This is a genomic window from Tropicibacter oceani (genome assembly GCF_029958925.1).
In the GTDB taxonomy this organism is placed as follows: Bacteria; Pseudomonadota; Alphaproteobacteria; order Rhodobacterales; family Rhodobacteraceae; genus Pacificoceanicola; species Pacificoceanicola oceani.
The window spans coordinates 2,135,660-2,154,546 of sequence record NZ_CP124616.1 but is presented as its reverse complement, the minus strand read 5'-3'; the positions used below and the strand labels follow the sequence as shown (position 1 = coordinate 2,154,546).

The following is an 18,887-nucleotide window of genomic DNA, read 5'->3' as shown; positions in this document are numbered from 1 at the left end:
ATGATCGCGCTTGGAATGACCGGCCTTGCCAGTCGCACCGGCGCCCAGACCGACCATTCCGCCCATGGCACCGCAACCGAAGGCCAGCCGCCCGCGGTCGCGGCCTACATCGCGGCCAACGACAAGATGCACGCCGGCATGGCGCTCGAGTTTACCGGCGATGCCGATGTCGATTTCGCGCGCGGCATGATCGCCCACCACGAAGGGGCGGTCGATATGGCCAGGGTCTTGCTGGAATATGGCTCGGACCCGGAAATGCGGGCCCTGGCACAGGCGATCATCGCGGCGCAAGAGCCCGAAATCGCCTTTATGCGCGGCTGGCTGGCCAGTCGCGGATTGGACTGAAACCGGACTGAAACAAACCCCGCGCGCGGCATAGGTCGCGCCCGGGGCAATCGAAGGGAAACACCCGGCGTGAAGGAATTGCTCGAACAACTGGCCCGCCAGGGCTATGTCGCCTCGGACGATCTGGCCATGGCGCTGCATCTGGCGATCACGCTGGGGCGGCCCCTGCTGCTGGAAGGCGCGGCAGGTGTCGGCAAGACCGAAGTCGCCCGCGCTTTGGCCGCCGCCCGGGACACCCGGCTGATCCGTTTGCAATGCTACGAAGGGCTGGACGCGGCGCAGGCGATCTATGAATGGAACTATCAGCGCCAACTGCTGGCCATCCAGGCGGGCAAGGCTGAGGATGACATATTCTCGGAAACCTACCTGCTGGAGCGTCCCTTGTTGCAGGCGATCCGCCAGCCGGTGCCCCCCGTCCTGCTGATCGACGAAATCGACCGCGCCGACGAGGAGTTCGAGGCCTACCTGCTGGAAATCCTGTCCGACTACCAGATCACCGTCCCCGAACTGGGCACCATCACCGCCACAAGCCGCCCCATGGTGATCCTGACCGCCAATGGCACCCGCGATCTGTCGGACGCGCTGCGCCGCCGCTGCCTGTATGCCCATGTCGATTACCCCGACCGCAAGACTGAACTGGCCATCCTGGCCGCCCGCCAGCCGGGGATCGAGGCAGCGCTGGCAGGCCAGATCGTCAGTTTCGTGCAATCACTGCGCAAGGAAGACTTGGAAAAGACCCCCGGCATCGCCGAAATGCTGGATTTCTCGGCCGCGCTGATCGGCCTTGGCATCAACGATCTGACCGACGATCCGCAGGCCCTGGCGGCCAGCATGGCCACGCTGCTGAAAACCGAAAGCGACCGCGCCTCGATCCCGGCCGAGGTCGCGGCCCGTATCGCGGGGCGCGCCGCATGACACAGGTCACCCGATTTGCCGACCGTGATCCCGGCCCCGCCGCCCGGCTGTCGGGTTTCATGGAACATCTGCGCCAGAACGGCTTTCGACTGGGGGTCGCGGAAACCTCGATCGCGCTGTGCGCGCTCGAAGTGATCGCACCGCAGGACATGGCCCAGACCCGCGCCGCCCTGCGCGCCGTGTGCAGCGGCAGTGGGCAGGACGTGCATCGCTTTGACCTGCTGTTCGACAGCTTCTGGCTGGCCCAGGGCCGCGTGCGCCAAAAGGTCATGCCGACCGACAAGCAGGCGGATGCCCCGATGCGCTCGTCGCGTAAGGACGAGGGCGCGCAAAGCGAAGGCGCGGGGACAATCCAGTCCCCCGATGGGTCGGGCGGCGGCGAGGCAGAGGCCGACGGCACCGGCAAACTTGTCGCCTCGGACCTGCGCAACCTGTTGAAGAAAGACCTGCGCGACCTCGTCGACCCCGAGGATATCCGCGAGGCCGAAAAGATCGCCGCCCGCCTTGGCAAGGCCCTGCGCGACCGCCGCTCGCGCCGCCGCAAGGCCGCGCGGCAGGGCCAAAGCCTCGATTTCCGCCGCACCATCCGCCGCGCGCTTGGCACCGGCGGCGCGCCCCTGCGCCTGAGCCTGCGCAAACGCCCGGACCGGCCGGTGAAACTGGTGGCGCTTTGCGATGTGTCCGGCTCGATGCTGGTCTATGCCCGCCCTTTCCTGGCCTTTCTGGCAGGCCTGATGCGGGCCGAGGATGCCTCGGATGCCTATCTGTTCCACACCCGCCTTGTGCGCATCGCCGAGGCCCTGCGCGACGACGACCCGATGCGCGCGCTGAACCGCGTCACGCTGCTGGCCCAGGGCATCGGCGGCGGCTCGAAAATCGGCAGCGCGCTGGATCATTTCGCGCGCACTTATGCCCGCCGCTTTGTCGATGGCCGCACCGTGGTGATCATCCTGTCCGACGGCTATGACACCGACCCGCCCGACCACATGGCGCAGGCGCTGGAAAAACTGCGCAAACGCGGCTGCAAACTGGTCTGGCTGAACCCGCTCAAGGGCTGGGACGGCTATGAACCGGTGGCGCGCGGCATGGCCGCCGCCCTGCCCCATCTCGATCTCTTTGCGGCGGCCAACACGCTGGAAGACCTCGCAAACCTTGACCGCCAACTAGAGGCGCTGTGACCATGATCATGTCCCCCCAGACCCGCTGTGAAAACGACATCGCCGCCGAATCCGCCCGCCGCCGCGCGCAGGGCCTGCCCTACGTCATGGCCACGGTGGTGCGCACAATGGCCGCCACCTCGGCCAAACCGGGGGCCAAGGCGCTGATCGACGCCGAAGGCCAGATCGTCGTCGGCTTTCTGGGTGGCGGTTGCGTGCGCGGCGCCGTGGGCCGCGCCGCCCGCGAGGCCATCGCCGAAGGCGCGCCGCAACTGCTGTCGATCCGCCCCGAGGAACTGCTGAGCGCCGAAGGCCTGGCGCCGGGCGAAACCCGCGACGGCATCCACTATGCGCGCAACGGCTGCCCCAGCAAAGGCGCGCTGGACATCTTCATCGAACCTGTGCTGCCGCGCAGCCGCCTGGTGATCTGCGGATCGGGGCCCGTCGCCCAGGCGCTGGCCGCCCTGTCCGAACGCTTTGACTTTGACCGCACGCTTTGCCTGCCCTCCGCGCAAGAGGGCGAGCTTCCGGCAGTCGACCGCATCGTCGAACATCTCGACGACGACCCTGCCTGGCACGGCACCCCCTTCGTGGTGATCGCCACGCAAGGGCGCGGAGACGAGGCCGCCTTGCGCCGCGCCCTGGCCTCAAACGCGCGCCACATCGCCTTTGTCGGCAGTTCGCGCAAATTCGCGGCGCTTTCGGCACGCCTGTCCGGCGACATCGCCCCAAAGGCGCTGGCCAAGGTCCAGGCCCCCGCAGGGCTGGACATCAACGCCATCACCCCCGATGAAATTGCCCTGTCGATCCTTGCGGACCTGACGAAACGCCGCCGCGCCAGCCAGCGCAGCGGCTAAGGCTCACTTCGGCGCGCGTTTAACCAGACCCAGCTTTTCGCGCACCTCGGCGGGGCCAATGACCCGCGCGCCCATGCCCTCGACCACACCCACGGCGCGCTCGACCAGTTGCGCGTTGGTGGCCAGAACACCCTTGTCCAGCCACAGGTTATCCTCAAGCCCGACACGCACATTCCCCCCCGCCAAAACGGCGGCAGCGGCATAGGCCATCTGGTTGCGCCCAAGGGCAAAGGCCGAAAAGGTCCAATCCTCCGGCACATTGTTCACCATCGCCATGAAAGTGTTCAGATCGTCCGGCGCCCCCCAGGGCACCCCCATGCACAATTGCACCAAGGCGGGGCTGTCCAGCACCCCCTCCTTCACCAACTCCTTGGCGAACCACAGGTGCCCGGTGTCAAAGGCCTCGATCTCGGGCTTGACCCCCAGCGCCGTCATCATGCTGCCCATCGCCCGCAACATGCCCGGCGTGTTGGTCATCACGTAATCGGCCTCGGCAAAATTCATGGTGCCGCAATCCAGTGTGCAGATCTCGGGCAAACATTGCGCCACATGTTCCACGCGCTCAGCCGCCCCCACCATGTCGGTGCCCGCCTCCTGCAAGGGCAAAGGCCGCTCTGTCGGACCAAAGACCATGTCGCCCCCCATGCCCGCCGTCAGGTTCAGCACCACGTCGACCTCACTTTCACGAATGCGCTCGGTCACTTCGCGGTACAGATCCAGCCGCCGCGACGGCGCGCCGGTCTCGGGGTCACGCACATGGCAATGCACGATGGCCGCCCCGGCCCGCGCCGCCTCGATCGCGCTTTCGGCAATCTGCTTGGGCGATCGCGGCACATGCGGGCTGCGATCCTGCGTGCCGCCCGATCCGGTCACCGCGCAGGTGATGAAAACCTCTTTGTTCATGGTCAACGGCATCTCAAACTCCCTCTCGGGCGAAACCTGCTTCGCCCCCTGCTTCTTCTTGGTTCAAATACTCATTTCCCCCCGCGACACCACCGTGCCACGCCAGAACTGGCGCGGGCGGGACGGTGGGCGGGGCGACGTTCCGCAAGGAACAAGCGCCGAACAGCGTCAACGCCCCTTCCAGACCGGGTCGCGCTTTTCGGCAAAGGCGCGCGCGCCTTCCAGCTGATCTTCCGACCGATACAGCCGCTCGACCGTTTCGAACTGGCTTTTGGTGATGCGGTTCAGGGCATCCTGAAACTTCATGTCCTCGGCCTCGCGCACCACCTCCTTGATTGCGGCAAACACCAGCGGCGGGCCGCTGGCCAGTTCATCCGCCATCCGGCGCGCCTCTATCATCAACTGGTCGGCGGGCAGCACCCGGTTGACCAGCCCCCAGCGCGCCGCCTCGGCGCTGTCCAGCCAGCGCCCGGTGAACAGCATCTCCATGGCGATGTGATAGGGAATGCGCTTGGGCAGCTTGATCGAGGCCGCATCCGCCACCGTCCCCGACCGGATTTCCGGCAGGGCAAAGCTGGCGTGTTCTGCGGCCAGGATTATGTCACCGGACAGCGCCAGCTCCAAACCGCCACCGCAGCAGATGCCGTTCACCGCCATGATCACCGGCTTGTTCAGCCCGCGCAATTCCTGCAATCCGCCAAAGCCGCCGACGCCGTAATCGCCGTCTACCGCGTCGCCCTCGGCCGCCGCCTTCAGATCCCAACCGGGGCAAAAGAACTTTTCCCCCGCCGCCGTCACCAGCGCCACGCGCAGCTCGGGATCGTCGCGGAACTCGGTAAAGACCTGCCCCATGATCCGGCTGGTTTTCAGGTCGATGGCATTGGCCTTGGGCCGGTCCAGCGTCACCTCGAACACATGGCCCCGGCGCTCGGTCCGGATGGGGTGGTCTGTCATGTCGGCTCTCCTCTTCGGATCAGGGCGTCTGCGGCGATGGCATCATCAGGGGTGCAGATCAACGGGTTGACCTCAACCTCGGCCAGCCCGGCGCAATGGGCAAGCACATAGTCCTGCACCGCCGCCACCGCCCGCAGGATCGCCGCGCGGTCCGCCCCCGCCGCACCGCGATACCCCCTCAGCAGGGGCGCGATGCGCAAGCCGTCCAGCGCCTGCGAAATGTCGACCAGACTGGCCGGAACCAGCAATGACGCGCTGTCCTGCAAAATCTCGGTCAGCGTCCCCCCGGCCCCCAGCGTCAGCACAAAGCCATGCGCCGGATCGCGCGTCACGCCGACCAGCAGTTCGGCCACACCGCCGGCGATCATCTCTTCGATCAGGAAACTGTCTGCCGCCATGGCGCGCGCCGCCTCCTCGACCGCCCGCGCGCTGGTCAGGCCCAAAACCACGGCTCCGGCCTCGGTCTTGTGGGCGATCCCCTCGCCTTTCAGCACCACAGGAAAGCCGATGTCCGTCGCAACCCTGCCCGCCTGTTGCGCATCCTTCGCCCGCCCCGCACGCGGCACGCGCAGGCCATGGGCGGCAAGGGTGGCCTTGGACGCGGCTTCACTCAGCACTTCCGTCGCGTACTCCGGCCCCGGCAACAGCACCGGGTCAAAGTCCCCGGCTTTGCCCAACTGCGCCGCGACCGCGATGGCTTCCAAAGCCTCGCTCACGCCGCTCAGCGGTGCGATCCCGCGCGCCATGATGTCCTGCGCCATGGCCTCGGGCATGCAATCCGGCAGGCTGGCCAGAACCGCCATCGGCACGCCGCGCGCGGCCTGCGTGGCCTGCACCGCGTCCACCACCAGCCCCCATTCGGGCGCGTTGAAACGATCGGGGCGCGGGAAATCCAGAACGACGCAGCCCAGCGCCAGACCCGGCGCCATCATGGCGCTGAAACTGGCGGTCATCGCCGCCAGATCGCCCCAGATATAGGTATGGTAATCCAAGGGGTTGGCCAGCGCGACCTTTGGGCCCAGCGCGGCGCGCAAATCGGCCTTCTGATCCGCTGACAACGCCGGAAAACCCACCCCCAGCGCCTGCCCGCTGTCTGCCATCAGGCTTGCCTCGCCGCCCGAACAGGACAGCGACGCGATGCGGCTCGACGCCAAAGCGCCGTGCACATGCAGCAGTTTGAGCGTTTCCAGAAGCGCCGCAAGGCTGCTGACCTGCCCGATCCCCAGCCGCGCCAGAAGCGCCCGCGCCCCCGCATCGCTGCCCGCCAGCGACGCGGTATGCGACACAGTCGCCGCCCGCGCCTGATCCGAGGCGCCGATCTTGAGCGCCACGATGGGTTTTCCCAAGGCGCGCGCGGTTTGCGCCAGCGCCTCGAACCCGCGCAGATCAGGGATGCCCTCGATATGCAGGCCCAGCGCCGTGACGCGCGGATCGGCCAGCAGCGCCGCACCGATCTGTGAAAGGTCGGTCTGCGCCTGATTGCCAGCGGTGACCACATAGGCAATCGGCAGGCCGCGCTGCTGCATGGTCAGGTTGATCGCAATGTTCGAGCTTTGGGTGATCAGCGCCACGCCGCGCTCCACCCGCACCGCCCCGTGATGATCGGGCCACAGCGCCGCGCCATCCAAGGCGTTGATAAAGCCGTAACAATTGGGACCAAGCAGGCACATGTCCCGCGCCGCCGCGACCAGATCAGCCTGCAAATCCGCGCCATCGGCCAGTTCGGCCCCGGCCTCGGAAAACCCCGAGGCAAAGCAGACCGCGCCGCCCGCCCCCAAGGCCGCCAAATCGCGCACCACGTCCACCGTGGCCGCGCGGTTCACCCCGATGAAGGTCGCATCGGGGGCCTGCGGCAAATCCCGGACCGTGGCAAAAGCCGCTTCGCCGCCGATCTCGGGCCTTGTGGGATGGACCGGCCAGAGCGGACCGTCAAAACCGATCATCCGGCATTGGCGGATCACGCTGGCGCACCAGGTCCCGCCGCCGATCACCGCGATGTGGCGCGGGCGCAGCAGCCGTTCAAGCCCGTTCATCACGCCCCCATGGGACGAAAGATTTCGCGGCTGATGATGTGGCGCTGAATTTCGCTGGTGCCATCCCAGATCCGTTCGACCCGGGCATCACGCCAGAACCGCTCGATCGGGAAATCATCCATCAGCCCCATGCCGCCGAAAATCTGCAACGACGTATCCGTCACCCGCGCCAGCATTTCCGAGGCATAGAGCTTGGCACTGGCGATCTCGCGGTTGGCGGGCAGGCCCTGATCCAGCCGCCATGCCCCCGAAAGCGTCAGCAGGTCGGCGGCGTCAATCTCGGTGATCATGTCGGCGACCTGAAAGCCGATGCCCTGAAATTTGGCGATCTGCTGGCCGAATTGCTTGCGCTCGGACGCGTATTGCGCGGCCATGTCGAAACAGCGCCGCGCCCGGCCGACGCAAAAGGCCGCAACCGTCAGGCGCGTGGCATACAGCCATTCGTTCATCACCGCGAAACCGCCATCGACCTTGCCCAGAACCTGCGCATCCGGCAGGCGACAATCGTCAAAGCTGAGGATGCAGTTCTTGTAACCCTTGTGGCTGACCGAGTTGTAGCCATCGCGCACCTCGAACCCCGGATGGCCGCGATCCACCAGGAAACAGGTGATGCGTTTCTTTGGCCCCTTGGGGGTGTCATCGACCCCGGTGGCGACGAAAACGATAAAGAAATCCGCGTGTTCCGCGCCGGAAATAAAGTGTTTTGACCCGTTCACCACCCAATCGCCGCCATCGCGCACGGCGCTGCATTTCATGCCCCGCACGTCCGATCCAGCATCGGGTTCGGTCATCGCCAGCGCATCCATCCGCTCGCCGCGCACGGCAGGCAGCAGGTAGCGATCCCGCTGATCCCCCTTGCAGGCCATCAAGATATTCTGCGGGCGGCCAAAGAAATGCGTCAGCGCCATGGACCCGCGCCCAAGTTCGCGTTCGACAAGGGTGAAATCCAGATGGCTTAGCCCCGCGCCGCCGACTTCTTCGGGGAAGTTGCAGGCGTAAAAGCCCAGGTCGATGACCTTTTGCTTGATCTCCTGCCCCAGCTCGTGCGGAACCTGCCCGGTCCGTTCGACCATGGCCTCGTGCGGGTAAATCTCGCGCTCGACAAAGCTGCGCACGGTTTCGACGATCATTTCCTGTTCGTCGCTCAGTCCAAAGTGCATTGCCTGTCTCCTGCATCGTGCCTTTCGATCAGGCTAGCGGCAAACGCGCGCCGGTGCTTCCACTTTCCGACATCCGCAGGCCCAAGACCGACGGCACGCCCTAGCGGCGCCCGGTGCCAAACCCCGGTTTGGCCAGCCGCGTCGCCAGCAGGTCGCCGGTTTCCTCGGCGATGGGATAGGCGACATAGGTCAGCGCCGCGTTGATCTGTTTGAGCACGCGCAGCACCTCCTGGTGGATGTTGGTGGTCTCGACGCTGGCCATGTCCTGATCGCGCAGCCGTGCCAGGTGGCGGACCTGCAGTCTCTGCTCTTCCTCGCGGATGCTGTCCTTTTCGGCGACCAGCTGGCGCGCGGCCTCGACATCGCCAGACATCAGCACGTTCAGCGCAAGCTGGGTATTGGTCACCACGTGGTCGTGGAATTCCTCAAGATCGGCCCAGGCGGTGTCGGAAAAGCCAAGCCCTTCCTTGTGCAGACGGTCCGCGATGCCGACCAGAGTGGTGGAAATGCGATCTCCCGCATCCTCAAGACTGTTGGCCATGGCGACAATATCGGTGGCCTGGCGGATCTGATCCTCGGTCATCTGGCTGTCCTTGAGCCTTGCAAGGTAGATCTTGATTTCAAAGTGCATGCGGTCGACGTCGTCTTCGCGCCGCGCGATCATTCCGGCGGTGTCGTCCGACCATTCGCGGATCAGCCCCAGCACCGGCACCAGCATGGCGTGGATGGTTTCACCCATGTGCAGCAACTCGCGCTGGCCGCAGCTGAGCGCCAGTTGCGGCGCGCGCAGCGATCCCGGGTCCAGCGCGCTAAAGCGTTGCTCGCCGGGGTCTGCCGGCACCGGCAGGATCCGCCGCGCCAGGCGCAACAGCAGGCCGATCGCCGGAAAGGCCATCACCAGAAGGACGACATTCACCGCGACGTGCAGCCCGATGATTTGCTGTTCGACCCGCACCGGGAACAGATCCCCCGGCACCAACCCGCCCAGCAGCGCCACCAGAAAGCCCAGCGATACGGCGCCGCGCGCCAACAGGTTGCCCGTCACCATCTGGCGCACCGGCTGGGGCGCCGACCACATCAGCGCAAAGGGGATCGCCCCGGCGCCCAGGTTCGCCCCGACCACCAGCGCCATGGCGGCAGGCACCGGCAGCGCGGCATTGGCGGCAAAGGCCGCGATCGTCAGAACCGCCGCCAGGCTGGAATGCACCGCCCAGGCAAACAGCGCCCCCAGCACGAAGGCGGTGACCAGGTCGCCTTCGAGATAGGCGGCGAGGCTGCCGACAAAGGGGGTGCCGCGCACCGGGTCCGTGGCGTTGCGGATCATGTCAAGCGAGGTCAGGACCAGCGCCAGCCCCAGCACGATCCGCCCGCTTTGCTTGACGATGGGGCGCTTGCCATTGAGGAACAGAACAACCCCGGTCAGGATCAGAAAGGGCGTGATCCCCTGCACCGGCAGGACAAGGACCTGCGTAATCAAGGCCGAACCAAGATCGGCCCCCAGCATCAGCGCCAGCCCGGTGCTGGGCGCCAGCAGGCCGCTGGCGGCAAAGCCCCCGGCGATCAGCGCCACAGCAGTCGAACTTTGCAGGACCATCGCCGAAACACCCCCGCCAAGCACGGCGCTGGCCGGGCGTTTCGCCATGGCCTTCAACCGGCGGCGGATCTGGGACAGAAAGGCGCGTTCGACCCCGGTGCGGATCAACCGCACGGACCACAGCAAAAGCGCCACCGCGGCGGCCATGTTCACGATCAGCGAAATCACGTCAAACGATCCAGTGCTCGGTCCTCTTGCGGGAAAGTTGCCTGCGGCGATGCAGGTCCAGTGCGGGATTGGCGCCACATTTGCCCTGTCGAAGCGCAAGACTGTATCGCCTTGGCTTTGGGGCGGAAACCTTTCCTTTCCCAAAGTATGACCGCCAGATTGCCACTTATACAACAAAAATGTTGCATTTGCGTGGGGTTCTCCACAAAACTTCCGGTAAGGGCGAGTCGGGGGGGCTGCTTTGCACATTCACGAAGCACGCGAAAACAGGATCGAGGCGGCGCGGCCACGGATGAAGAAATCCGAACGCCGCGCGCAGATCCTGCTCGAGCTCAAGCTGCACCCGCATGTGCGCATCAGCGAGCTGGCCGAACGGTTCGGCGTGTCCACCGAAACCATCCGCCGCGATTTCGATGCGCTGTCGGACGACGGGTTGATCAGCCGCGCGCATGGCGGCGCCTCGGCCCCGTCGCATGGCCATTATCCCAGCCTGGATGAACGCGCCAACGCCAGGATCGAACAACGCGAAGGCATCGGGCGGCGTGCCGCGCAACTGGTGCAACCGGGCGAAACACTGATGATCGACTCCGGATCGACCACGATCCAATGCGCGCGGGCGCTGGCCTACCTGGGCACGCCCTGCACGGTGCTGACCAATTCGTTGCCGGTGGCGATGACGCTGGGCCATGGCGCGGCGCAGGTGATCCTGTGTCCGGGCGAATACCTGCCGGCGGAATCCGCCGTGGTCGGCGCCGACACGCTGGAGTTTCTGGGCCGCTTTTCCGTCGATCGCTGCATGATCGGCGCCTCTGCCCTGTCGGCCGAAGGACCATCGGAAACCGTGCAGGGCTTTGCCGCCGTGAAACGCCAGATGATCCGCCGCAGCGCCAAGGCGACGCTGCTGGTGGACAGCGAAAAATTTGCCAAACGCGGGCTGGTGCACGTGGGCGCCCTGTCGAAACTGGACACGGTGGTCGTGGACCGCGCCCCGACGGGCGGTTTGCATGATGCCTTGTCAGACGCGCATGTAACCGTCATCGTCGCGTAACATCACAACGATAAAAACAAGAAACAGACCACACCAATGGGAGAAAGACACATGAATATCAAACTGTTGATGGGCGCCTCGGCGCTTGCCATGATGGCCTTTGGCGGCGCCGCACAGGCGCAGGACTGCCCGCGCGGCGACCTGGACGAACGGTTCTGCGATGTCGATGGCGACATGATCGCCGACGTGCCCACCGATGAAAGTCAGCTGATCGACCCCGACACACTGGTCTTTGCCTACACCCCGGTCGAGGACCCCGCCGTCTACAAAACCGCCTGGTCCGATTTCCTTGAGCACCTCGAAGAGAAAACCGGCAAGAAGGTGATGTTCTTCCCGGTGCAGAACAATGCCGCCCAGATCGAGGCGATGCGCTCGGGGCGTCTGCATATTTCCGGCTTCAACACCGGGTCGAACCCGCTGGCGGTGAACTGCGCGGGCTTCCGTCCCTTTACCATCATGGCCTCCAAGGATGGCCATTTCGGGTATGAAATGGAAATCCTGACCTTCCCCGGATCGGGTGTCGAAAAGGTCGAGGACATCAAGGGCAAGCAGCTGGCCTTTTCGTCCCCCACGTCCAACTCGGGGTTCAAGGCGCCCTCGGCGATCCTGAAAGGCGACTACGGCCTTGAGGCCGAGCGCGATTTCGAACCGGTCTTTTCCGGCAAGCATGACAACACCATCCTGGGCGTCGCCAACAAGGACTATGTCGCCGGTGCCGTGGCCAACTCGGTCATGCAGCGGATGATCGAACGCGACGTGATCAAGCCCGAACAGGTGGTCTCGATCTACAAATCGCAGACCTTCCCGACGACCGGCTTTGGCGTTGTCTACAACCTCAAGCCCGAGCTTCAGGAACAGATCCGCGACGCCTTCTTCAGCTTTGAATGGGAAGGGTCCACTCTGCAGGAGGAATTCTCCAAGTCCGGCGAAGAGCAGTTCCTTGAGATGAACTACAAGGACTTCTGGGACGTGATCCGCAAGATCGACGCGGCCAATGGCGTCAGCTACGCCTGCGAGTGATCCAAACCCCTGTGGCGGGTCGGTTTCCGGCCCGCCGCGCCCATAATTCAAGGACGGATCATGCTGCGTCTCAAGAAACTGACCAAGACCTACAAGACCGGGGATCAGGCGCTGAAGGCGATTGATCTCGAGGTGCCCAACGGCCAGGTGCTGGCCCTGATCGGCCCCTCGGGCGCGGGCAAATCAACGCTGATCCGCTGCATCAACCGGCTGGTCGAACCGACCACGGGCGAGGTCTGGCTGGACGATCTGAACCTTGCCGGGCTCAGTTCCGGCGCGTTGCGCCGGGCGCGGCGGCAGATGGGCATGATCTTTCAGGAATACGCGCTGGTCGAACGCCTCAGCGTGATGGAAAACGTGTTGTCGGGGCGTCTGGGCTATGTCGGCTTCTGGCGCAGCCTGACCCGCCGCTTTCCGCAAAGCGACGTGGACGAGGCATTTCGCCTGCTGGACCGCGTCGGCCTGTTGCACATGGCCGACAAACGCGCCGACGAATTGTCAGGCGGGCAGCGCCAGCGTGTCGGCATCTGCCGCGCCCTGATCCAGAACCCCAAACTGCTGCTGGTGGACGAACCCACCGCCTCATTGGACCCGAAAACCAGCCGCCAGATCATGCGCCTGGTTTGCGAGCTGTGCCGCGAACGCGGGCTGGCGGCGATCATCAACATCCATGACGTGGCGCTGGCGCAGATGTTCGTGCAGCGCGTCGTCGGGTTGCGCTTTGGCGAAATCGTCTATGACGGCCCGCCCGAGGGCCTGACACCGGACAAGCTGACCGAAATCTACGGCGAGGAAGACTGGGAAGCGACCATCGCCAAGGTCGAGGACGACGACAGCGAAACCCCCGATTTCGAGGCCGCAGAATGAGCAGCGCCGTTTTATCCGACGTGGTCGGACGCCCCTGGCGCAAACCGCCCTTTATCCAGCGGACCTGGCTGCGCTGGGGCCTGATGATCGGCTTTGCCGCCTATCTGGTCGCCGCCGTCCTGACCATCGAGGTCGATTGGGGCCGCGTCTATGAAGGGCTGGATCGCGGCTGGGCCTTTGTGAAATCCTTTGCCCAGCCGGATTTTGTCACCCGGTCCAGCGACATCTGGGAGGGGCTGCTGGAAAGCATCGTGATGACGGTCGCGGCCTCGGTTGTCGGTATCCTGATTTCCATCCCCATCGGGCTGGGCGCGGCGCGCAACATCGCCCCCCTGCCCGTCTACATGATCTGCCGGGGCATCGTCGCGATCAGCCGGGCGCTGCAGGAAATCATCGTCGCGATCCTCTTGGTGGCGATCTTTGGCTTTGGTCCCTTGGCGGGGTTCCTGACCCTATCCTTTGCGACCATCGGGTTCCTGTCAAAACTGCTGGCCGAGGACATCGAGTCGATGGACAAGGTGCAGGCCGAGGCGATCAAGGCCTCGGGCGCGGGGTGGATGCAGTGGATCAACTACGGGGTGCAACCGCAGGTCATGCCGCGCCTTGTGGGCCTGTCGATGTACCGCATCGACATCAATTTCCGCGAAAGCGCGATCCTGGGCCTGGTCGGCGCAGGCGGCATTGGCGCCACGCTGAACACCGCCTTTGACCGTTATGAATACGACACGGCTGCGGCCATCCTTCTTCTTATCATCGGAATTGTCATGGCCCTTGAATATCTTTCCGGCGTCATCCGCGCGAGGGTCCAGTAATGCCGGTACTTGAACAGGATGGCGTGAAGATCTGGCACCGCCGCACAAGGCAGGAATCGCTGGTGCGCTGGTTTGGCTGGCTGCTGGGGCTGGCGGTCTTCATGGTCTGCTGGCAGCGCATTTCCGAGGCGACCACATGGTTCTTCGTCTGGGACGCCCCGCGCATCGCCAATGACATCTGGACCCGCGCCACCCCGCCCAAGTGGGAATACATCACCCAGCTGGGCCGCCCGATCTGGGACACGCTGAACATCGCGACGCTGGGAACGCTCATATCGCTGTTCCTGGCGGTGCCCGTGGCCTTCATGGCGGCACATAACACCACGCCCAGCCGGGTCTTTGTCCGGCCCATTGCGCTGCTGATCATCGTGGCGACCCGGTCGATCAACTCGCTGATCTGGGCGCTGCTGCTGATCGCCATCATCGGCCCCGGCGTCTTTGCCGGGGTGGTGGCGATTGCCATCCGCTCGATCGGCTTTTGCGCGAAACTTCTGTACGAGGCCATCGAGGAAATCGACGAAACCCAGGTCGAGGCGATCACCGCCACCGGCGCATCGCGCTGGCAGGTCATGGCCTATGGCATCGTGCCGCAGATCCTGCCCGCCTTTGCCGGGGTCGCGGTGTTCCGCTGGGACATCAACATCCGCGAAAGCACAGTTCTGGGGCTGGTCGGCGCAGGCGGCATCGGATTGCAATTGCAAAGCTCGCTCAACGTGTTGGCATGGCCGCAGGTCAGCCTGATCCTTGTGGTGATCCTGATGGCCGTGGTGATCAGCGAATGGGTCTCCGCCAAGGTGCGGGGGGCGATCATTTGACCGAACACAGCTTTGACAGCGCCTTTGACGCCTACGAGGCGGTGCGCCACCGTCTGCCAGGCGCGCAAACGGCGCAGCCGCACCCGCGGCGCATCGAAACCCTGGCCGAGATCGTCGACGACTTTGACGCCTTCTTTCTGGATGCCTTTGGCGTTCTGAACATCGGGGAAACGGCGATCCCGGGCGTGGCCGAGCGGATCGCCGACATCAGGGCCGCCGGCAAGCAGGTGCTGGTGGTGTCCAACGCCGCCGGCTTTCCGCAGGCGGCCCTGATCGACAAATACCACCGGCTGGGCTTTGACTTTGCCACTGAACAGGTGGTCACCAGCCGCGCCGCGCTGCTGGCGGGGCTGGACGGGCGCCGCGATCTGCATTGGGGGCTGATGGCGACGCGCAGCACCGGGTTGCGCGATCTCGAGGACCTGACCCTGACCTATCTCGAAGAAGACCCGGCCGCCTATGACGCGGTTGAGGGGTTCCTGATGGTCGGCAGCGCCGCCTGGACAGGCGAACGCCAGACCCTGATGGAGGCCGCGCTGAAAGGCCGCCCGCGCCCGGTGCTGGTCGGCAACCCCGATATCGTCGCGCCGCGCGAAACCGGATTTTCCATCGAACCGGGGCATTTCGCGCACCGCCTGGCCGACCGCACCGGGGTGCAGCCGCAGTTCTTTGGCAAGCCCTTCCACAACATCTATGATCTGGCCTTTGCGCGGCTGGATCCCCTGCCCCCGCGCAGCCGCATCCTGATGGTCGGCGACAGCCTGCACACCGACATCCTGGGCGCGCAGACGGCGGGAATCGCCTCGGCCCTGGTGGCGGACTATGGCTTTTTCCAGGGGCGCGATGTAGAACAGGCAATCCGGACCGCCGGGATCGCGCCAGATTATGTCACCAACCGCCCCTGACGCCCCCGCGCAAAACGCCCGAAAAACAGGCGCACCGCCCTAAAAGGCAGCAATCGCGCAGCACGGGGCGTCCGGATCACGCAGAACTTGACGTGGCGCATGGCGGCGATCCGCAAATTGCCCTGCAGTTGTACCGACATGATAGGCAGGACCATGAGCGAGACAGAGATTTTCGACGAGATGTGGGGCCAGGACAACAACCTGCGTGATCCCTATCAAGGCTTCAACACCTGGTTCAGCGAAGAAGACCCCGCCCGCCTGCGCGCCAAGCAGCGCGAGGCCGAGGAGCTTTTCCGCCTGACCGGCATCACCTTCAACGTCTATGGCCGCGCCGAGGCCGAGGAACGGCTGATCCCCTTTGACATCATCCCGCGGATCATCTCGGCCAACGAATGGGCCAAGCTGTCGCGCGGCATCGAACAGCGGGTGCGGGCGATCAACGCCTTTCTTTACGACATCTATCACCGGCAAGAGATCGTCAAAGCCGGCCGCATCCCCGAAGAGATGATCAGCCGCAACGCCGCCTTTCTGCCCCACATGATCGGGGTCGAACCGCCGGGCGGGGTGTATACCCATATCGTCGGCATCGACCTGGTGCGCACCGGGCCGGGCGAGTTCTATGTGCTCGAAGACAACGCGCGCACGCCGTCGGGCGTCAGCTACATGCTGGAAAACCGCGAAACCATGCTGCAGATGTTCCCCGAGCTTTTCTCGCGCAACCGGGTGCTGCCGGTGCAGGACTATCCACGCGATCTGCACCGGTCGCTGACACAATGCGCCCCCGCCGGACTGGACCGCGCGCCCGTGGTCGCGGTGCTGACCCCGGGGATCTACAATTCGGCCTATTTCGAACATGCCTTCCTGGCCGACCAGATGGGCGTCGAACTGGTCGAAGGTCACGACCTGCAGGTGGTTGACGGCCATGTCGCCATGCGCACCACCCGCGGCTATACGCCGGTCGACGTGCTGTACCGCCGGGTCGATGACGAATACCTGGACCCGCTGAACTTCAACCCGGACAGCGCGCTTGGCGTGCCGGGGATCATGGATGTCTACCGCGCGGGCAACATCACCATCGCCAACGCCCCCGGCACCGGCATCGCGGACGACAAGGCGATCTATTCCTACATGCCGGAAATCGTCGAATTCTATACCGGCGAACGCCCCTTGCTGAAGAACGTGCCGACCTGGCGCTGTTCCGACCCTGATGATCTGGCCCATGTCCTGGACAATCTGGATGAGCTGGTCGTCAAGGAGGTGCACGGATCGGGCGGCTATGGCATGCTGATCGGCCCCACCGCCACCCGCAAGGACATCGCCGCCTTTCGCAAGAAACTGCAGGCGCGGCCCAGCAACTATATCGCGCAGCCGACGCTTAGCCTGTCGACGGTGCCGATCTTTTCCAAGCAGGGGCTGGCCCCGCGCCATGTCGATCTGCGGCCCTATGTTCTGGTCAGCCCCGAGGGGATCAAGATCACCCCGGGCGGCCTGACCCGCGTGGCGCTGAAAAAGGGCTCGCTCGTGGTGAACTCGTCGCAGGGCGGCGGCACCAAGGACACCTGGGTACTGGAGGACTGATCGGCAATGCTGGGCAAAACCGCAAACGGCCTGTTCTGGATGTACCGCTATCTTGAACGGGCAGAAAACCTTGCACGGATGATCGAGGCCGGCCAGCGCATCGCGTTGACCCGGCTGGGCGACACCGACGAGGAATGGCTGTCGGTGCTGAAGGCCGCCGGCACCGTCGACGCCTTTCACGCCGAATACGACGAGGTCAGCAAGGACGCCGCGATCGACTGGATGCTGCGGTCAAAGGCCAACCCGTCCTCGGTGCTGTCCTGCATCGAAGGCGCCCGGCAGAACGCGCGCCTGGTGCGCACCGCCCTGACCGGCGAAGTCTGGGAGGCCACAAATGCCGCCTACATGGGCAGTCGCAAGCTGCTGGCCCGCAAGGTGTCCGAACGCGACCTGCCCGGGGTACTGGGGCGTATCCGCCAGCACACGGCACTGGTGCGCGGCATGACCCATGGCACCATGCTGCGAAACGAAATCTATGATTTCGCCCGTCTTGGGACCTTTCTGGAGCGGGCCGACAACACCGCCCGCATCCTGGACGTGAAATACTATGTTCTGCTGCCCTCGACCCGGGCGGTGGGCACATCGCTGGACAACGTGCAGTGGGAAACCATCCTGCGGTCGGTTTCGGCACGTGGCGGGTTCCGGATGGAATACGGCTCGGGCGGCGGGCCGCGCGAAATCGCCGAATTCCTCGTGCTGGACCGGCGGATGCCGCGCAGCCTGCTGTTCTGCGTCACCAAGATGCACGAGAACCTAAGCTACATGAACACCCCCGGCCGGGACCCGATGGCATCGCTGCGCATGGTCCAGGCCCTGCACCGCGACCACCTGGCGACAAACATCGACCAGGTCTTTGACTTTGGCCTGCACGAATTCATCCAGAAGATCCTGACCGAACTGTTTGCCATCGCGCAGCAGATCGAAATCGATTTCCGGTTTTACAGGTAGATCCGATCATGCGTCTGAAGATCCAGCATCGCACGCAATACCACTTTGACACGCCGGTGGACTACGGGCTGCAACAACTGCGCAAGACGCCCAAGACCTCGCAGGACCAGAAGATCGTGACCTGGCAGACCCGGGTCGAACATGGCCGCAAGGAAGTGGCCTTTGACGACCATCACCGCAACCGGACCGAGCTGATCGGGTATGACCCCGGCACGACGACGCTGAGCGTGATCAGCGAGGGTGAAATCGACGTGATCGACACCCAGGGCATCGTCGGCCCGCACCGCGGGCCCGCGCCGCTGTGGCTGTACCGCCAGGACACCCCGCGCACCCAGGCCCGCGCCGGCGTGCGCGCGCTGTTGCGCAGCATCCAGACCGCGCCGTCGCTGGACGGGATGCACGCGCTGATGCAGGGCATCGGCGCGTCGATCCTTTACGAGGTTGGCAGTTCGGATCCAGATTGGAGCGCCGAGGACGCCATCGAGGCCGGCAAGGGTGTCTGCCAGGACCACACGCATATCTTCCTGTCCTGCGCGCGGTTGCTGGACATGCCGGCGCGCTATGTGTCGGGCTACCTGATGCTGAACGAAAAGACCGCGCAGGATGCCATGCACGCCTGGGCCGAGGTCCATATCGACGGGCTGGGCTGGGTGGGTTTCGACGTCTCGAACCGGATTTCGCCCGATGCCCGCTATGTCCGTGTCGCAACCGGGCTGGACTATGCCGAGGCTTCCCCGGTATCAGGGACCAGGATCGGCGGCGCTGGCGAACGGCTGAACGTGCAGATCGACGTGGCACAACAGTAAAG

General features: G+C 64.9%; 18 protein-coding genes. 13 read left to right on the top strand and 5 right to left on the bottom strand.

Translation table 11 applies throughout. From position 1 onward, the window contains the following. The 4 genes from copM to QF118_RS10400 all read left to right on the top strand — a co-directional run bounded on the left by copM (position 1) and on the right by QF118_RS10400 (position 3,274). A complete protein-coding gene (gene copM, locus QF118_RS10415) occupies positions 1 to 345 on the top strand; it encodes a CopM family metallochaperone (protein WP_282298998.1) in 345 nt (114 codons plus the stop codon). A 129-nt stretch (positions 346 to 474) separates the two neighbouring features. Further along, on the top strand, positions 475 to 1,260 hold the full coding sequence (locus QF118_RS10410) for an AAA family ATPase (RefSeq protein ID WP_282302457.1): 786 nt from the start codon (positions 475 to 477) through the stop codon (positions 1,258 to 1,260). Further along, positions 1,257 to 2,438 carry a vWA domain-containing protein gene (locus QF118_RS10405; RefSeq protein WP_282298997.1) on the top strand — a complete coding sequence of 394 codons (1,182 nt, stop codon included), beginning with the start codon at positions 1,257 to 1,259 and terminating at the stop codon, positions 2,436 to 2,438. Before QF118_RS10410 ends, QF118_RS10405 begins: the two co-directional genes overlap by 4 nt. An 8-nt stretch (positions 2,439 to 2,446) precedes the next feature. Next, the gene (locus QF118_RS10400; protein ID WP_282298996.1) at positions 2,447 to 3,274 is read left to right on the top strand and encodes an XdhC family protein; all 828 of its coding nucleotides are present in this window, start codon (positions 2,447 to 2,449) and stop codon (positions 3,272 to 3,274) included. 3 nt (positions 3,275 to 3,277) lie between these two features. Here the strand turns inward: QF118_RS10400 and QF118_RS10395 are convergent, their stop codons facing one another. The 5 genes from QF118_RS10395 to QF118_RS10375 all read right to left on the bottom strand — a co-directional run bounded on the left by QF118_RS10395 (position 3,278) and on the right by QF118_RS10375 (position 10,086). After that, positions 3,278 to 4,189, bottom strand: coding sequence for a 3-dehydrocarnitine:acetyl-CoA trimethylamine transferase BcoG (locus QF118_RS10395; protein ID WP_282298995.1), 912 nt, complete (start codon positions 4,187 to 4,189; stop codon positions 3,278 to 3,280). A 156-nt stretch (positions 4,190 to 4,345) separates the two neighbouring features. Beyond that, positions 4,346 to 5,131, bottom strand: a complete 786-nt coding sequence (locus tag QF118_RS10390) for a carnitinyl-CoA dehydratase (protein WP_282298994.1) — start codon at positions 5,129 to 5,131, stop codon at positions 4,346 to 4,348. Further along, positions 5,128 to 7,164, bottom strand: a complete 2,037-nt coding sequence (locus QF118_RS10385) for an acetate--CoA ligase family protein (protein ID WP_282298993.1) — start codon at positions 7,162 to 7,164, stop codon at positions 5,128 to 5,130. The genes QF118_RS10390 and QF118_RS10385 overlap by 4 nt, the downstream gene beginning before the upstream one ends. Further along, a complete protein-coding gene (locus QF118_RS10380) occupies positions 7,164 to 8,324 on the bottom strand; it encodes an acyl-CoA dehydrogenase family protein (protein WP_282298992.1) in 1,161 nt (386 codons plus the stop codon). The genes QF118_RS10385 and QF118_RS10380 overlap by 1 nt, the downstream gene beginning before the upstream one ends. A gap of 100 nt (positions 8,325 to 8,424) precedes the next feature. Then, complete coding sequence (locus QF118_RS10375; protein WP_282298991.1) at positions 8,425 to 10,086, bottom strand: Na/Pi cotransporter family protein; 1,662 nt, start codon at positions 10,084 to 10,086, stop codon at positions 8,425 to 8,427. A 241-nt stretch (positions 10,087 to 10,327) separates the two neighbouring features. Here QF118_RS10375 and QF118_RS10370 point away from each other — a divergent pair, with 241 nt between their 5' ends. From QF118_RS10370 to QF118_RS10330, 9 genes are all read left to right on the top strand, one after another. After that, positions 10,328 to 11,134 (top strand): DeoR/GlpR family DNA-binding transcription regulator, encoded by an 807-nt coding sequence (locus tag QF118_RS10370; protein ID WP_317133865.1) that lies wholly within the window; start codon positions 10,328 to 10,330, stop codon positions 11,132 to 11,134. A 51-nt stretch (positions 11,135 to 11,185) separates the two neighbouring features. Then, a complete protein-coding gene (gene phnD / locus QF118_RS10365) occupies positions 11,186 to 12,154 on the top strand; it encodes a phosphate/phosphite/phosphonate ABC transporter substrate-binding protein (RefSeq protein WP_282298990.1) in 969 nt (322 codons plus the stop codon). A 60-nt stretch (positions 12,155 to 12,214) separates the two neighbouring features. After that, positions 12,215 to 13,021, top strand: coding sequence for a phosphonate ABC transporter ATP-binding protein (phnC, locus tag QF118_RS10360; protein ID WP_282298989.1), 807 nt, complete (start codon positions 12,215 to 12,217; stop codon positions 13,019 to 13,021). Continuing rightward, complete coding sequence (phnE, locus tag QF118_RS10355; RefSeq protein ID WP_282298988.1) at positions 13,018 to 13,833, top strand: phosphonate ABC transporter, permease protein PhnE; 816 nt, start codon at positions 13,018 to 13,020, stop codon at positions 13,831 to 13,833. Before phnC ends, phnE (QF118_RS10355) begins: the two co-directional genes overlap by 4 nt. After that, complete coding sequence (gene phnE, locus QF118_RS10350; RefSeq protein WP_282298987.1) at positions 13,833 to 14,648, top strand: phosphonate ABC transporter, permease protein PhnE; 816 nt, start codon at positions 13,833 to 13,835, stop codon at positions 14,646 to 14,648. Before phnE (QF118_RS10355) ends, phnE (QF118_RS10350) begins: the two co-directional genes overlap by 1 nt. Then, entirely contained in the window at positions 14,612 to 15,553 is a 942-nt protein-coding gene (locus QF118_RS10345; RefSeq protein ID WP_282298986.1) for an HAD-IIA family hydrolase, read from the top strand. Before phnE (QF118_RS10350) ends, QF118_RS10345 begins: the two co-directional genes overlap by 37 nt. 153 nt (positions 15,554 to 15,706) lie before the next feature. Continuing rightward, entirely contained in the window at positions 15,707 to 17,131 is a 1,425-nt protein-coding gene (locus QF118_RS10340) for a circularly permuted type 2 ATP-grasp protein (RefSeq protein ID WP_282298985.1), read from the top strand. 6 nt (positions 17,132 to 17,137) lie between these two features. Next, on the top strand, positions 17,138 to 18,079 hold the full coding sequence (locus QF118_RS10335) for an alpha-E domain-containing protein (protein ID WP_282298984.1): 942 nt from the start codon (positions 17,138 to 17,140) through the stop codon (positions 18,077 to 18,079). Positions 18,080 to 18,087: 8 nt separating this feature from the next. Next, positions 18,088 to 18,885 (top strand): transglutaminase family protein, encoded by a 798-nt coding sequence (locus QF118_RS10330; protein ID WP_282298983.1) that lies wholly within the window; start codon positions 18,088 to 18,090, stop codon positions 18,883 to 18,885. The last annotated feature ends 2 nt before the right edge of the window (positions 18,886 to 18,887 follow it).